A 15293-nucleotide genomic window follows, 5' to 3' on the forward strand; every position below is an offset into this window, starting at 1 on the left:
ATCACTTCGCGGCACTCTGCAACGCCGATCGTGAGCGTGTAATCGATGGCGTGGGAGCGGCACCCTGGTTCCGGTAGGTGGCCAGGTATTCCTTGGGTGAACATCCCACCGCGCGCCTGAACATTGCAGTGAACGCGCTAGGGCTGTCGTAGCCTAGTTCGAGTGCGATGGACGTGACCGACCCTCCGGCACCGAGGCGGGTGAGTGCTTCCATCAGGCGGACCTGCTGGCGCCACATTGAAAAAGTCAGTCCTGTCTCGTCACGGAAAAGCCGTGTGAGTGATCGCAAACTGAGGGCACCGTGCCGGGCCCAGTCTTCCAGATTGCCCTCGTGCCCGGGTTCGTCGACCAGTGCCCGGCAAATCCGCTGCAAACGGGGATCGCGTGGCATGGGCAGATGCAACAGCATGGGCGGCGCTCGGCAAATCTCATCGACGATCAGACCCGTGATTCGGCACTCACGACTGTTGAGCCGATACTCCGATGGCATTTCGATGGCGGCCGATATGAGCTCGGACAGCAGCGCCGAGACTTCGATGACACGACAGTCGCGCGGCAGATCGGCGGAGGCGTTGGTCGGAATGTAAAGCGAGCAGTCCGAGACGGGTTGTCCAGGCGCGGAGAATCGACCCGAAAACCGATGTCGCACACCGCTGGGAATCCACACGGCCTTGCGTGTCGGGATAAGCCACGACCTGCCCGGTATCTCGATGGAGTAAAGCCCACGAACGGCAACCAGCAACTGCCCCCAATCGTGCTCGTGAGCGGGCGTCGAATCGACAGGGAGCGGACTCGGATGCTCCGTCAGCATCACGGAAGTAATTGCACGACCATGTTGATATTGGATCATTGGGGCGCTTCCTTTCACCGCATTACGCAGACTGCGCCGCAGGCGCTTATAGCAGCGGATGATATGACCGGCTTTGTTCGCAAGGGTGAAAATCTCCCCGCTGCGAACGCTGAAATATAGGCAGCCAGTATTCGGCCCGCATGCTAGGGTGGGTCGATTGACGTAGCGATCGGGCCAATCATGCGCCGCATCGAATCTAGCGACTATCAGGACGTTCCGCGCCCCCGTTTATCCCAACCCCAATGGTTCCCTGTATTGACGGGCCTGGCTTTCGATCCACGTTCGGAAGACGGACAGGGACGGTTTATCGGACTTGAGTTCTGGATAGATAAGATGGTAGGAACGGGCACTTAAATATTTATGATTGGCAACCTGAATCAGGACGCCACGCTGCAACTCTTCGTCAACGAGAAGCCGCGGAATCAACGCGATTCCGATGGCGTGAATGGCTGCGTTCGCAAGCATCGAAAACAGCTCATACCGAGGACCGGACATGTCACCCTCGATCGCCATGCCGCGGGACGCGAACCACTCGCGCCAGGCGTATGGCTGGGTGCTCTGCTGTAAGAGTGGGTATCGCTGCCAGTCTCTGACGCCTAACTTTGTACGTGGCGTTATCAGCGCGGGGCTGCAGACTGCAATCAGGCTTTCGCGCATCAGAAACCGGCCTTCGGTTCCGGGCCACGTTCCAGTGCCAGCGTGAATGGCAGCGTCAAATTCGGTCTCTTCAAAGAGGAAAGGACGCGTCTGCGTGGTCAGATTAACGGTGACGTCCGGATATTCTCTGATGAACATCGGCAACCTGGGCAATAGCCATTTGGTTGCGAACGTCGGTACAACGGCTAGCTCGAGCGTTCCGCCTAGACCGCCTTTAGCCATGAGTTCGAGTGTGTCCCGTTCCACCTCATCCAGCCGCGACGCGACCTTGCGGCTATAAACAATCCCGGCCTCGGTCAGCGACACACCTCTACGATCGCGTCGAAACAGTTTGACGCCCAAAAACTCTTCCAGGGAGGCGATCTGTCGGCAGATCGCACTTTGCGTGACGGAGAGCTCGTCTGCAGCCTTTGTAAAGCTCTGGTGACGTGCCGCAGTTTCAAAGGCCGACAGCGCTGCGGTAGACGGTATTTTACGCCGCATGATCGTTTTGTCCGGTTGCCACACATGTGTGCGATTTTCGCACAGGTTGGTGAAAATATATCGTTTGTAGTCTTATGAATCGGCTCTTAAAGTAGGTGCACGAAAACCTTTACAGAGCGAGAAATGAGTATCCAGCACAGGTCCGCATCGTTTGATTGGGAAAATCCGCTGCTGCTGGACCAGGCGTTGACGGACGACGAACGCATGGTTCTCGAGTCAGCACGATCCTGCTCGGGCCGCATGAAGGACGACGGGACCGCCGCAGTCGAGATCACGTCAATCATGAAACGCAATTCATGCGGCGTTCTGACAGCATGAATGACATTCTTAAGCAGGGCGCGCTTTCGGGATTGCGCGTCCTTGACCTGTCACGGGTGCTGGCAGGGCCGTGGTCAGGCCAGTTGTTGGCGGATCTGGGTGCGGATGTAGTGAAAATTGAACGCCCGGATACCGGAGACGACACGCGGGCCTGGGGGCCGCCATGGCTGTGCGATGAGGATGGCACGTCGACTGGCGAGTCTGTCTACTACCTGAGCGCCAACCGCAACAAGAGGTCCGTCACCATAGACATCAGCCGGCCCGAAGGCCAAAGCCTGGTGAAAAAGCTGGCTTGCAAGGCGGACGTCTTAATCGAGAACTTCAAGGTTGGAGGGCTTGCCCAGTATGGTCTGGATTACGCCAATCTGAAGGCTCTGAATTCAAGATTGATTTACTGCTCGATTACCGGATTTGGTCAGACGGGACCGTATGCGTCGCGCGCCGGATACGACTTCCTCATTCAGGGCATGGGCGGACTAATGAGTCTGACCGGGCGCGAAGACGGCACTGAAGGCGAGGGACCGCTCAAGGTTGGAGTCGCACTGACAGACATAATGACGGGCCTTTATGCGACTGTCGCAATCCTCGCTGCATTGTCCCGACGTGAACGCACCGGCGAAGGACAAAACATCGATCTTGCATTGCTGGACGTGCAGATCGCCTGCCTTGCAAATCAGGCGGCGAACTATCTTGTCGGTGGCCTGTTACCACAACGCATGGGAAATGCGCATCCCAACATTGTGCCTTATCAGGACTTTCCGACGGCGGACGGCTACATGATTATCGCGGTCGGCAACGACGGCCAGTTCGCGAAACTCTGCTCTGCACTCGGCAGCGCGGAATGGGCAACAGACGAGCGGTTTGCCACGAACCCGCAGCGGGTGAAGCACAGACAGGAGCTGATCGACCTGATTCGGGCTGTCACGAGGCGTCGCAATACCGACGAATGGATCTCTATCATGGAGGCGGTCGGGGTGCCATGCGGTCCGATCAACAAACTGGATAAGGTATTTTCCGATCCACATGTGCAGTCGCGCGAGATGCGGATTGAAATGGATCACCCGCTCTCGAAGGTAGTACCGCTTGTCGCGAATCCGATCCACATGTCCGAGTCGCCTGTCGACTATCACCGAGCACCACCGACGCTCGGACAGCATACAAGCGAGGTCTTGAACTCATGGCTTGACCTCAGAGACGCGGACCTCGACCAGCTGCGCAGAGATAGCATTGTTTAACGGAACGTGCACCGCCTCCGGTGTAACTGCCGAAGAAGACTTGAGCATCGATCACCAATGGGATGCCGACGTCCGGAGGCAGCGTATGCGACACTTTATCTCCCTGCGGTGCTTTCTGTAGTTGCCTGAATCCTGGATACGTCTGTATGAATATTGTCGGTCATAGCGACTCGCGCGAGTCGATGGAATACGACGTGGTGATCGTCGGCGGCGGCCCGGCTGGCCTGTCCGCAGCGATCCGCCTGAAGCAGCTGGCGGCTGAAAAAGGCGTCGAGATTGGCGTGTGCGTACTGGAAAAAGGCTCGGAGATCGGGGCGCATATCCTGTCGGGCGCGGTGATGGATCCGCGCGCCATCACCGAACTGATTCCGGACTGGAAAGAAAAAGGCGCGCCGCTGACGGTGGACGTGACCGAAGACAAATTCCTGTTCCTCACGGAAACCGGTTCGAAGAGCGTGCCGACCTGGGCGCTCCCGGAAAACTTCAAGAACCACGGCAACTACGTGATCAGCCTCGCGAACGTCACGCGCTGGCTGGGTCAGCAGGCCGAAGCGGCGGGCGTCGAGATCTTCCCGGGCTTTCCGGCGGCTGAAATCCTCTATAACGACGATGGGTCGGTCAAAGGCGTCGCCACCGGCAACCTGGGCATCGGCAAGGACGGCGAGCCGACCGGGAATTTCCAGCTCGGCATGGAACTGCACGCGAAGTACACGCTGTTCTGCGAAGGCGCGCGCGGGCATCTGGGCCGCCAGTTGAACGATAAGTTCAAGCTGCGCGAAGGCGTCGATCCGCAGGTCTACGGGATCGGCATCAAGGAACTGTGGGAAATCGATCCGGGCAAGCACAAGCCGGGGCTGGTGATGCATACCGCCGGCTGGCCGCTCGAAAACGATACGTACGGTGGCTCGTTCCTCTATCACATGGACAACAACCAGGTGGTGGTGGGCTTCGTGGTCGGCCTCGGCTACACAAACCCGTATCTGTCACCGTTCGAGGAATTTCAGCGTTACAAGACCCATCCGGCGATTCGCGCAGTGCTCGAAGGCGGCAAACGCGTGTCGTACGGCGCGCGGGCGATTACCGCGGGCGGCCTGCTGTCGCTGCCGAAGCTGGTGTTCCCGGGCGGCGCGCTGGTGGGCGACGATGCCGGCTTCCTGAACGCATCGCGGATCAAGGGTTCGCATGCGGCGATCAAGACCGGCATGCTGGCGGCTGACGCGGCATTCGATGCCGTGCAGGCAGGCCGCACCAGCGATGAACTGACGGCCTATCCGGAGTCGTTCAAGACGTCGTGGCTGCACACGGAACTGCATCGTGCGCGCAACTTCAAGCAATGGATGAGCAAGGGCCTGTACCTTGGTACCTTGATGGTCGGCGTCGAGCAGAAGCTGCTGGGCGGCAACGTGCCCTGGACGCTGCATCACCAGCACTCGGACCACGAGATGCTCAAACCCGCTTCGCAGTGCAAGCAGATCGTCTATCCGAAGCCGGATGGCAAGCTGACGTTCGACCGGCTCTCTTCAGTGTTCATCTCGAACACTAATCATGAAGAGAACCAGCCGGCTCACCTGACGCTGAAAGATCCTTCGGTGCCGGTGAACGTGAACTGGCAGACCTATGCCGGTCCGGAAGCGCGTTACTGCCCGGCCGCGGTGTATGAGTTCGTGAAGAACGATGATGGCAGCGAGCGTCTGGTGATCAACGCGCAGAACTGCGTGCACTGCAAGACCTGCGATATCAAGGACCCGACCCAGAACATCGTCTGGGTGACGCCGGAAGGCGGCGGCGGGCCGAACTATCCAAACATGTGAATGATGGCCAGATATCGACAGCGATTGACGTGATCGAACGGGTAGCGAAAAAAACAATCGATATATTGCTGTATCCCGCAGCGGGGATATCCTCACTCTTTCGAATAAAGGCCGTCGCGCTTTGGCGAGAAACGGCACTGTGCTCGAGAGAACTTCATAATGCGGACTGTCAAAAAAACCATGAGTAATCTAAATCCTCAATCCGTTTTGAGTGTCCATCACTGGACTGACACGTTGTTCAGCTTCACCTGCACACGCGATTCAGCGCTCCGTTTCGAAAACGGCCAGTTCACGATGGTCGGTCTGGAAGTCGATGGGAAGCCGCTGCTCCGCGCTTATAGCCTGGCGAGTGCGAATTACGAAGAGCACCTCGAATTTCTCAGCATCAAGGTGCAGGACGGTCCGCTGACCTCGCGTCTGCAGCACTTGAAGGTGGGCGATCCGGTGCTGATCGGCAAGAAGCCGACAGGCACGCTGGTCGCCGACAACCTGCTGCCCGGCAAGACGCTGTGGCTGTTGTCGACCGGGACGGGCCTGGCGCCATTCATGTCGATCATTAAGGACCCGGACGTGTACGACCGTTTCGACAAGATCGTGCTCACGCATACCTGCCGATTCGTCGATGAACTCGCGTATAAGGATTTCATCACCGAGCACCTTCCGGCACACGAACATCTGGGCGAACTGATCCAGGAAAAGCTGGTGTATTACCCGACGGTGACGCGCGAAGAGTTCGCCAATCGCGGCAGGATCACGGACCTGATCGAAACGAAGAAGCTGTTCGCCGATCTGGACGTGGCGCCGTTCTCGGTGGAAAACGACCGCGTCATGCTCTGCGGCAGCCCGCACATGCTGCGCGACACGCGTCAGATCCTCGATCAAATGGGCTTCCAGGAAGGCAGCAACAATCGTCCGGGACACTACGTTGTCGAAAGGGCATTTGTGGATTAGGAGCGCCTCATCCAATCCATATAAGACAACGGCATCGCCAACCAATTGTTTTGGCATTGGACACGCCAAAACCCTGTTTGTACTCTTGCGCCGTGACGTCACGGAGCGTGCTTCGCGCCGCTTCCGGACAGGTCGCGTGCGCGCTGCGCGTTCATACGCGTCGCGGTTTTCCAACTACAAGGAGAAATCGTGGCTTCCATCTCCGACTTGCCGATGCCGGCGTTTGCCGCAGTGTCGGCCACACAGATTGCCGCCGCAGTGCAAGCGACGGTCCCGTACATGACCGATACCCTGGCGCGGTTCGTCGCGGCGCAAAGCCTTTCCGGCGAGGAAATGCCGGCGGCGCAGTTCGTCGAGGATGTCCTCGGCGAGTTGGGCCTGGCTTCGGAGAGGATCGTGTTGCGTACCGACCAGCTCAGGGACGAGCCGCTCTTCTCGCCGCCGTGCTGCGCGGACGGCGGCCGCTACAACGTGCTCGCCATGCATCGTCCGACGCGCGGTGGCGGTCGCTCGGTACTGTTCAACGGCCATCTCGACGTGGTGCCGACCGGTCCGGCCGAATTGTGGAGCAGCCCGCCCTTTCGCGGCGAGCTTCGCGACGGATGGCTGTTCGGCCGCGGCGCAGGCGATATGAAGGCAGGTCTCGTGTGTGCGTTCGCCGCTTACCGTGCGTTGCGCCTGCTTGGCGTGCAGCCGGCCGGCGTGGTCGGTTTCAATGGCGTACTCGAAGAAGAGAACACCGGCAACGGGACGCTCGCTACCGTCTCCGCGCTGCGCCAGGCGGTGAATGCTGCGCGGCTCACCGCGTTCGACGCGGTTGTGATTCCCGAGCCGACCGGCGAAGCCCTGGTCGACGCCCAGCTTGGTGTGTTCTGGATGTACATCGACATCACAGGCAAGCCCGTGCATGCGGCCTATATGAGCACCGGCGTTAGCGCACTGGAGGCGGGCCTGCGCATCGTTGACGCGCTCAAGGCGCTCGAGCGCGAGTGGAATTTGCCGGAGAATCGCCACCCGCGCTATCGCGAGCACGATCATCCGATCAACTTCAATGTCGGGCAACTGCACGCCGGCGACTGGAACTCATCGGTACCGAGCGCGTGCACGCTCGGCCTGCGGCTCGCCTGCTATCCGGACATGCCGATAGACCACGCGAAACAGCGCGTTGAAGCGTGCGTGCGTGCGGGCCGCGCAAGCCGCGCTGAACCGCGACGATATCCGCGTCGAATTCCGCTACGAGGGATTCCACGCGCCGGGCTGTGAGTATGACCTCGACGTGCCGGCGATGCAAAGGCTGGCCGACGCCCATGTATGCGTAACCGGCGCGCCCGCGCACCGCGCTGCCCTGACCGCGACAACCGACGCGCGTCACTTCAGAAAGATGCTCGACGTGCCGGTGACCTGCTACGGACCGATCGCCCGCAACATTCACGGCTTCGACGAGTGCGTATCGGTCGACAGCATGGTGAACGTAGCGACCGTATTCGCCCACTTCATCGCCGACTGGTGCGGCGTGGAGCCCATCCCGGCATAGAGCGCGGCGCCTCACAGCAGTTGCCCCGCTGCGCGTATTCGTGCCCCGGGTTCCCTTACTGTGTCTTTCAAAATGACAACGATCCTCCTTTGCAGTGGCACGCATGACCTTTCGCGTCTGCAGTCGATTCTCCAGCGCATCGCGCCCGAGTTCGACGTTCGGCTCTGGCCGGCGCCCGATCTCGACCCCGCTGACGTCGGCGTCGCGGTGTGCTGGTATCCGCCGCCCGGCGTACTAAGCGGTTTTCCGAGCCTGCGCATGATCTCTTCATTGGCCGCTGGCGTCGACAGCATCCTCGCCGATCCGGAGCTGCCAGACGTGCCGGTGTGCCGCGTAATCGATCCGAACCTCGCGCCAGGCATGGCCGAATACGTCGGCTGGGCGACGCTCTACTTCCATCGCCGCTTCGACGAAGCGGTGGCATTGCACCGCTTGCGCGAATGGCGTACACCCGAGCAACGCGCCGCCGCGCAGACGCGCGTCGGCGTGATGGGGCTTGGCGTGCTGGGCCTCGCGGTAGCGAACTTTTTGCGCGGATTGAGCTTCGACGTAAGCGGATGGTCGCGCACGCAAAAGCAGGGCGCGGACATGACTACCTTTGCCGGGTTCGACGAGCTACCGGCATTTCTCGAAGATCGCGACATCGTCGTCTGCCTGTTGCCGCTGACGCCACTCACGCGAGGCATCCTGGGCGAGTCCACCTTTGCGCTGATGAAGCGCGGCGCTGCGTTGATCAATTGCGGGCGTGGCGAACATCTGGTGGTGCCCGATCTGATCGCGGCGCTCGATGCCGGCCATTTGCGCGGTGCGGTGCTCGACGTATTCCCGGTCGAACCACTCGCGGCGGACAGTCCGCTATGGGGCGACCCGCGAGTCGTGGTGACGCCCCACATGGCATCTGCGGCGCGTCTGGAGGTGATCGCCGAGCAAGTCGTGGCAAATGCGCGCAAGGTCTTCGCCGGTGCGCAACCGCTCAACACGGTCGATTGCGTTCGCGGCTACTGACGAGCATCGCAGGCAGCGTGATCAGCGGCGTTCGATATACGCCTGCAGCTCGTTCACCAGTTGCTCGAGCGTGGCTGCGCCATAGTGGGTGGGGTCCCATGCGGCGTACAGCGTCACTGCGAGCCGCGCGCGGTCCCGCCCCCCGGCCGTGTCCGGATCGCCGCCCCCCGGCTCCTCGATGTCGACGCCGACCGCGCCGAACTGAGCCTGTTCGGTCGTAACCGCGACACCCTTTCCGCTTGCCGCCAGCGCGAGGATGGTATGAGCGTCGTCGCATTCCTCGAGCCGGTCGTACCGTAGTCCATGCTGGGCCACGGTCAGGTCGAGCATGCGCCGGCTTACGCTGTGCGCGGTGTGCGCGATCAGCGGTTGTTCGAGCAGGGTGGCGAGCCCGATGCTGACGAGGCCTTGCTGCGCCCACGGATGGCTCGGCGACACATACGCGCGTAAGGGGAATCGTCCCAGCACCCGATAGGCGAAGTCTTTCGGGCAGGGCGCGGGCGAGATCACGAGGTCGTTGCCATTAAGCAGCGTATCGTACACGTGGAAATGGTCGACTTCATGCGTCAGGATCATCGGCGCCGTGCTGGGCAGCGTCGCCAGAAACGGGGCGACGATGGAGCGCACCGTGGTGGGCGTCGCCGCAACGTGCAGGCGCTGTACCTGGCCGCCGGCGAGCGCGCGGGCGGCGCCGTCGACATGCTTCGCCATGGTGAGCAGCGAGCGCGCCATGGGTACAAATTCGCGCCCCGCCGGCGTGAGTTGCAGCCGGTTGCGAGTGTTGTAGAACAGCTTGAACCCCAGTTCTTCCTCGAGCGTTTGCACATGCCGGCTGAGCGCCGGCTGTGCGATGAAGCACTGAGCGGCTGCCGCGGTGATGGTCCCGGTGTCGACGACGGTCAGGAAGTATTCGATTCGGCGCAGGTTCATGGCGGCAAGCTTATAAGACAAAGGCATCGTCAGCCAATTGTTTCGGTATTGGACGGGGCAATAGTGAATTTATAACCTTGCGCTTGACTATTCGATCGGCCAGGCCGGGCAAGCCGGAAAGCGGTTCTTCCGGGGTGGTAGGCGCTCAGCGCCGACCTGATCCGCCGCCGGAGAGCATTTGCTTTTGACAGAGGGGCTGGGATGAACAAGCGAGACTTCAACAAACTGCTGGTCGCGGCCGCTGCAATGGGCCTCGTCGAGTTTCCCCTGGGTATTACGCGGGCGATGGGCCAGACGCGGGGGGGGACGCTCAACTCGATACTGCAGCCCGAGCCGCCAATGCTCAACATCGCGGTCAATCAGCAGACGCCGACGCAGACGGTGGCCGGCAAGATTTTCCTTAGCCTGCTGACCTACGATTTCAACCTGAAGCCGCTGCCCAGTCTCGCTACGTCGTGGAATGTTTCGGCGGACTCGCTGACCTATACGTTCCACCTTGCCCAAGGCGTGAAATGGCACGATGGCAAGCCCTTCAGCGCGGACGACGTGGTCTACACCGCCACGGAGTTCCTGCCGCAGACCAGCCCGCGCGCGCGCGATATATTTGGCCGCTGTGCGTCCATTACGGCACCCGACCCCAACACCGTGGTCTTCAAGCTGAAGTCGCCGTTCGGCCCGTTCCTTAACGCGTTCGACATCGCTAATCTGCCGGTGATGCCCAAGCACATCTACGCGGGCACCGACGTGGTCAAGAATCCCGCCAACCTCAAGCCGGTCGGTACGGGACCGTTCAAACTTCAGGAGTGGGTGCGCGGCTCACACATCCGTCTTGTACGCAACGACGAGTACTTCAAGAAAGGCGCGCCGTATCTCGACGCGATTATTTATCACATCATTCCGGACGGCGCGTCCCGTGCACTAGCCCTCGAAGAGGGTAGTGCCCAGCTCACGCAGTGGACCGACCTCGAGCTGTTCGACGCGAAGCGCCTCGCCGCCGAGCCGCAACTGGCGATGACGACCAAAGGGTACGAATATTTCTCGCCGATCATGTGGCTGGAGATGAACAATCGTGTCCCGCCGATGAACGACAAGCGGTTCCGTCAGGCCGTCATGTACGCGATCGACCGGGAGTTCATCCGCTCGAAAATCCTCTATGGCTTTGGCCGGGTCGCCACCGGTCCGGTGAATTCACGCACCCGCTTCTACGAGCCCAACGTCAAGAAGTACGACTACTCGCTCGCCAAGGCTACCGCGCTGCTCGATCAGATGGGTCTCAAGCCAGATGCGAGCGGCGTGCGCGTTCGGTTGAATCTGCTGGTTGCGCCGTACGGCGAGATGGTCAGCCGCACTTGCGAGTTTCTGCGCCAGTCGCTCGCCAAAGTCGGAATCGCAGTCACATTGCAGACCACCGACGCAGGCGGATGGGCGCAGCGCATCGCAAATTGGGACTACCAGATGACTATTAACTGGCTGTACCAGTTCGGCGACCCCGCGCTTGGTGTTACCCGAAGCTACGTGTCGTCGAATATCCGCAAGATCCTGTTCTCGAACACCGAGGGTTATTCGAACCCCGAAGTGGACAAGCTGGCTGACCAGGCCGCAAGCGAGACGGTCGATGCGAAGCGCCAGGCGCTCTACAGCCAGATGCAGAACGTCCTCGTCGAAGATGTGCCGATCGCGTGGCTGGTCGAGCTGGAGTTCCCGACGATCTACGACAAGCGCTTGCAGAACCTGGTGACGACCGCTATCGGCGTTCACGAGAGTTTCGATAACGTCTACTTCAAGGGTTGAAGCGATGAGTGCGGATGTCTTGCGGCCCACTGCGGTTGTACAGTCCAGACGAGCGCCGTGGGGGTCCGCGGTGGCGCTCGGCAAACAGATCGTGAAGATGATCTGCATCGTGTTGCTGATCGCCGTGTTCAATTTCCTGCTGATCCGCGCGGCGCCGGGCGACCCGGCGCTCGTGATCGCGGTCCAGTCGGGTGCTGTAGACGCGCAGTTCGTCGCCCGTATCCGCACTGAGTACGGTCTGGACAAACCGATGGCGGTCCAGCTCGGCACGTATCTCGGCAAGATCGCGCACCTCGACCTCGGCTATTCGTACCGGCAACAGCGTCCTGTGCTCTCGCTCATTATCGAGCGTTTGCCCGCGACACTGCTCCTCGCGCTCAGCGCATTCGCGTTGTCGCTGGTGGGCGGCGTTCTGCTCGGCTGCCTCGCCGGCGTGCGAGCCGGGCGATGGTCGGACACCGTCATCACGGTCATCTCACTCGTGGTGTACGCCACGCCCGTATTCTGGCTCGGCCTGATGCTGGTGCTGCTGTTCGCGGTGCATCTGGAATGGCTGCCGGCGTTCGGGTATCGGGACGTCTCCCAGGAGCTCACCGGCTGGGCCGCAGTTTTCGACGTGGCGCGGCACCTGGTGCTGCCCGCGGTAACGCTCGGCATGCTGTACCTCGCGGTCTATACGCGGTTGATGCGGGCGTCGATCATCGAGGTGAGTCATCAGGACTATGTCAAGACCGCGCGAGCGAAGGGCGCTGCGCCTCGCCGGATTCTGTGGCGGCACATGGTACGCAACGCGTTGCTGCCGGTGGTGACGATGGCTGGATTACAGGCCGGTACGCTGATCGGCGGCTCGGTGGTGATCGAAACCGTCTTCGCGTGGCCCGGGCTCGGACGCCTGACTTACGAAGCTGTGCTGGCGCGCGACTATCAGGTGCTCCAGGGCGTGTTCTTCGTGCTGTCGGTCGTGGTGGTCCTGTTCAACTGGCTGACTGATCTGCTGTATCGCGTCGTCGATCCGCGCATTCGTGCCGGCTAGCTGCGCGGCCCTGCCGATGTCGCATCCGCTTACGTCTTCTACACCATGGTCCCGTTATGCGAGCATTGATTCGTTCCTATTTGCGTCACCCGAGCGGCATGATCGGGTTGGTCATCCTGCTGTCGATTATCGTGCTGGCGGTGTTCGCGCCGCTGATCTGCCCGGGCAGTCCGTGGGACTCGGTGGGCCAGCCGTTCATGCGCCCTGACAGCCCAGGGCTGCTGCTCGGCAGCGACAGCCTCGGCCGCGACATCGCGTCCGGCATCGTGCACGGCGCCAGCGTCTCACTGCTGATCGGCTGCGTGTCGACGCTTGCCGCGGTGCTGATCGGCCTGGCTATCGGCGCGACCGCCGGTTATCTGGGCGGTCGCGTGGGCGACTGGTTGATGCGTTTCACCGAGCTGTTCCAGGTCATCCCCGCGTTCCTGCTGGCGATTCTTCTGGTCGCGATCCTCACGCCTTCGATCAGGACGCTCACCGCGGCGATCGCGCTGGTGAGCTGGCCGCAGCTCGCGCGGCTCACGCGGGCTGAATTCATTGCCTTGCGTGAGCGTGAGTTCGTTCAGGCGGCCCGCTGCCAGGGCGAGTCCGGAATCGCGATCGTGCTGCGCCAGATTCTGCCCAATGCGCTGTCGCCGATCATTGTCACCGCGTCGCTTAGCGTCGCCAATGCTGTTCTGATGGAAAGCGCGCTGAGCTTCATGGGTCTGGGTGACCCAAACCTGATGAGCTGGGGCTTCATGATCGGCGAGGCGCGCACGATGATTCGCGTTGCCTGGTGGATGAGTGCTTTTCCCGGACTGGCGATCCTGCTAACAGTGATGGCGATCAACCTGGTGGGCGAAGGCCTGAATGACGTCCTTAACCCGAGAATCTCGCGTCGATGATGAACTCCATTACCCTACCGAGCCAGCAGGACGCAGCGCTACTCGCGGTCCGCAATCTGTCGATTGCATTGCCGAGCGCCGCAGACCGCGACCGGGCGGTCGACGATCTTTCGTTCGAGGTGCACGCGGGCGAAATCGTCTGCCTCGTCGGCGAATCGGGCTCGGGAAAATCGATGACTGCGCATTCGATTCTCGGCCTGCTGCCGCGAGGCGTGCGAACGCTAGCTGGGAGCAGTGTGTGCCTGGCCGGCAAGCAACTGATCGGCCTCGACGACTTGCGGATGCGCGCGCTGCGCGGACGCGACGTCGCGATGATTTTCCAGGACCCGATGAGCGCGCTGAACCCGCTGCAGACGATCGGGCGTCAACTGGCCGAGGCGGTCCGGTTGCATGACGGCGGCCGTTCGCCGGCACGTGAGCTCGACGCGCGCTGCATCGCTATGATCGGCTCGGTGGGGCTGCCCGCGCCGCAGCAGATCATGCGCAGCTACCCGTTCCAGCTGTCAGGTGGACAGCGCCAGCGCGTGATGATCGCGATGGCGCTGATCAACCGGCCGGGATTGCTGATCGCAGACGAGCCGACCACTGCACTGGATGTGACGACACAGCGACAGATTCTGGACCTGGTGCGCGACTTGCAGCTCGAGCGACGTATGGGCGTTCTGTTCATTACGCACGACTTCGGCGTGGTGGCGGACATCGCAGACCGGGTGATTGTGATGCGCCAGGGCAGGCTCGTCGAGCAGGGCACACGCGGACAGATTCTTATGCAGCCGGCCGAGTCGTACACCCGGCAATTGATCGACGCGGTGCCCGGGCGCCGGCCAGTTGCTGGGACAGGCGCCCAGGCCGCACCGCGCCGTGCCACGCCGCCGGTGCTAGAAGTCGCCGGTCTGCACAAGACGTTCGTGTCGCGCAGTGGCTGGTTCGGTCCCGCGCGTGTCGTAGTGGCTGCCGATAACATCAATTTCGTGGTGCGCGCGGGCGAGACGGTGTCGATCGTCGGCGAGTCGGGTTCGGGCAAAACCACGCTCGGCCGCATGATCATGCGGCTGACCGACCCTGATGCCGGCGCGATCAAGCTCGCCGGTAGCGACGTGCTGCGGGCGTCCGGCGCACAGTTGCGGGCGTATCGCCGCCAGGTGCAGATCGTCTTCCAGGATCCGTTTGCGTCGCTCAATCCGCGACAGCCGATCGGCGACGCCATCATGCGAGGTCCCGTTGCGTTCGGCACGTCGCGCGCCGATGCGCGCGCGCTTACCGCTCGCCTGCTTGAGCGCGTCGGGCTCGGCGCAGCGGCGATGCCGCGCTATCCGCACGAGTTCTCGGGCGGCCAACGCCAGCGCATCGCGATTGCCCGGGCACTGGCGCTGCAGCCACGCGTGTTGATCGCCGACGAGGCGGTGTCCGCGCTCGACGTCTCGGTGCAGGCACAAGTCCTCGCGTTGCTCGAGGAGCTGAAGACCGAGTTCGGACTGACGATGCTCTTTATCACTCACGACTTGCGCGTGGCGGCGGAAATTTCCGACCGGGTCGTCGTGCTGCGGCGGGGGCAGGTCGTGGAGGAGGGAGCATCTGCACAGATTTTTGGTGCCCCTCAGCATGCGTACACACGGCAACTGCTCGATGCGATGCCCGGCAAGGACATCTTTGCGCATCCCGGTAGCACGGTGCAGTCCGCCTGCGGCTAATTCGGCGGCGTGACGCGCGGCGGACTCATGTAGACCCGGCGCCGTTACGGAGGTAGAGAATTTTTCAATCTCGTTTTTAATATTAATAGGTCTACTAAAAAAGTAACGTAACGTTAT

At 61.6% G+C, this 15293-nt stretch carries 13 protein-coding genes; 10 read left to right on the forward strand and 3 right to left on the reverse strand.

The window, feature by feature from the left end; genetic code table 11:
- Window position 1: 1 nt before the first annotated feature.
- Window positions 2-850: an AraC family transcriptional regulator gene (locus tag ACUN0E_RS08480; protein WP_445566272.1), complete on the reverse strand. Its 849-nt coding sequence runs from the start codon at window positions 848-850 to the stop codon at window positions 2-4.
- A 228-nt stretch (window positions 851-1078) separates the two neighbouring features.
- A complete protein-coding gene (locus ACUN0E_RS08485) occupies window positions 1079-1990 on the reverse strand; it encodes a LysR family transcriptional regulator (RefSeq protein ID WP_445566273.1) in 912 nt (303 codons plus the stop codon).
- A 314-nt stretch (window positions 1991-2304) separates the two neighbouring features.
- On the opposite strand from ACUN0E_RS08485, the gene ACUN0E_RS08490 reads away from it, so the two are divergent.
- The 6 genes from ACUN0E_RS08490 to ACUN0E_RS08515 all read left to right on the forward strand — a co-directional run bounded on the left by ACUN0E_RS08490 (window position 2305) and on the right by ACUN0E_RS08515 (window position 8844).
- On the forward strand, window positions 2305-3543 hold the full coding sequence (locus ACUN0E_RS08490) for a CaiB/BaiF CoA transferase family protein (protein WP_445566274.1): 1239 nt from the start codon (window positions 2305-2307) through the stop codon (window positions 3541-3543).
- 146 nt (window positions 3544-3689) lie between these two features.
- Window positions 3690-5354 carry an electron transfer flavoprotein-ubiquinone oxidoreductase gene (locus ACUN0E_RS08495; protein ID WP_445566275.1) on the forward strand — a complete coding sequence of 555 codons (1665 nt, stop codon included), beginning with the start codon at window positions 3690-3692 and terminating at the stop codon, window positions 5352-5354.
- Between the two features lie 180 nt (window positions 5355-5534).
- A complete protein-coding gene (locus ACUN0E_RS08500) occupies window positions 5535-6305 on the forward strand; it encodes a ferredoxin--NADP reductase (protein ID WP_445566276.1) in 771 nt (256 codons plus the stop codon).
- Window positions 6306-6494: 189 nt separating this feature from the next.
- On the forward strand, window positions 6495-7568 hold the full coding sequence (locus tag ACUN0E_RS08505) for a M20/M25/M40 family metallo-hydrolase (protein ID WP_445566277.1): 1074 nt from the start codon (window positions 6495-6497) through the stop codon (window positions 7566-7568).
- Between the two features lie 13 nt (window positions 7569-7581).
- A complete protein-coding gene (locus tag ACUN0E_RS08510) occupies window positions 7582-7839 on the forward strand; it encodes a M20/M25/M40 family metallo-hydrolase (protein WP_445566278.1) in 258 nt (85 codons plus the stop codon).
- A gap of 72 nt (window positions 7840-7911) precedes the next feature.
- Window positions 7912-8844: a 2-hydroxyacid dehydrogenase gene (locus ACUN0E_RS08515; RefSeq protein WP_445566279.1), complete on the forward strand. Its 933-nt coding sequence runs from the start codon at window positions 7912-7914 to the stop codon at window positions 8842-8844.
- A 21-nt stretch (window positions 8845-8865) separates the two neighbouring features.
- Here ACUN0E_RS08515 and ACUN0E_RS08520 read toward each other — a convergent pair whose 3' ends face one another.
- A complete protein-coding gene (locus ACUN0E_RS08520) occupies window positions 8866-9774 on the reverse strand; it encodes a LysR family transcriptional regulator (protein WP_445566280.1) in 909 nt (302 codons plus the stop codon).
- Window positions 9775-9975: 201 nt separating this feature from the next.
- Between ACUN0E_RS08520 and ACUN0E_RS08525 the strand changes: the two genes are divergently transcribed.
- From ACUN0E_RS08525 to ACUN0E_RS08540, 4 genes are read left to right on the forward strand one after another with little or no spacing between them, the layout of a single operon-like run.
- Window positions 9976-11565 (forward strand): ABC transporter substrate-binding protein, encoded by a 1590-nt coding sequence (locus ACUN0E_RS08525; protein ID WP_445566281.1) that lies wholly within the window; start codon window positions 9976-9978, stop codon window positions 11563-11565.
- A gap of 4 nt (window positions 11566-11569) precedes the next feature.
- Window positions 11570-12598: an ABC transporter permease gene (locus ACUN0E_RS08530; RefSeq protein ID WP_445566282.1), complete on the forward strand. Its 1029-nt coding sequence runs from the start codon at window positions 11570-11572 to the stop codon at window positions 12596-12598.
- 56 nt (window positions 12599-12654) lie between these two features.
- Window positions 12655-13485: an ABC transporter permease gene (locus ACUN0E_RS08535; protein WP_445566283.1), complete on the forward strand. Its 831-nt coding sequence runs from the start codon at window positions 12655-12657 to the stop codon at window positions 13483-13485.
- A complete protein-coding gene (locus tag ACUN0E_RS08540; protein ID WP_445566284.1) occupies window positions 13482-15176 on the forward strand; it encodes an ABC transporter ATP-binding protein in 1695 nt (564 codons plus the stop codon). Before ACUN0E_RS08535 ends, ACUN0E_RS08540 begins: the two co-directional genes overlap by 4 nt.
- Window positions 15177-15293 lie beyond the last annotated feature (117 nt).

Source organism: Paraburkholderia sp. D1E (genome assembly GCF_052682275.1).

What these genes read in the sequence shown, in the direction of transcription:
- ACUN0E_RS08535 (WP_445566283.1), top strand. Translation starts at nt 12,655, where the DNA reads ATGCGAGCATTGATTCGTTCCTATTTGCGTCACCCGAGCGGCATGATC.
- ACUN0E_RS08520 (WP_445566280.1), bottom strand. Translation starts at nt 9,774, where the DNA reads ATGAACCTGCGCCGAATCGAATACTTCCTGACCGTCGTCGACACCGGG.
- ACUN0E_RS08480 (WP_445566272.1), bottom strand. Translation starts at nt 850, where the DNA reads ATGATCCAATATCAACATGGTCGTGCAATTACTTCCGTGATGCTGACG.
- ACUN0E_RS08530 (WP_445566282.1), top strand. Translation starts at nt 11,570, where the DNA reads ATGAGTGCGGATGTCTTGCGGCCCACTGCGGTTGTACAGTCCAGACGA.
- ACUN0E_RS08500 (WP_445566276.1), top strand. Translation starts at nt 5,535, where the DNA reads ATGAGTAATCTAAATCCTCAATCCGTTTTGAGTGTCCATCACTGGACT.
- ACUN0E_RS08515 (WP_445566279.1), top strand. Translation starts at nt 7,912, where the DNA reads ATGACAACGATCCTCCTTTGCAGTGGCACGCATGACCTTTCGCGTCTG.
- ACUN0E_RS08490 (WP_445566274.1), top strand. Translation starts at nt 2,305, where the DNA reads ATGAATGACATTCTTAAGCAGGGCGCGCTTTCGGGATTGCGCGTCCTT.
- ACUN0E_RS08525 (WP_445566281.1), top strand. Translation starts at nt 9,976, where the DNA reads ATGAACAAGCGAGACTTCAACAAACTGCTGGTCGCGGCCGCTGCAATG.
- ACUN0E_RS08485 (WP_445566273.1), bottom strand. Translation starts at nt 1,990, where the DNA reads ATGCGGCGTAAAATACCGTCTACCGCAGCGCTGTCGGCCTTTGAAACT.
- ACUN0E_RS08540 (WP_445566284.1), top strand. Translation starts at nt 13,482, where the DNA reads ATGATGAACTCCATTACCCTACCGAGCCAGCAGGACGCAGCGCTACTC.
- ACUN0E_RS08495 (WP_445566275.1), top strand. Translation starts at nt 3,690, where the DNA reads ATGAATATTGTCGGTCATAGCGACTCGCGCGAGTCGATGGAATACGAC.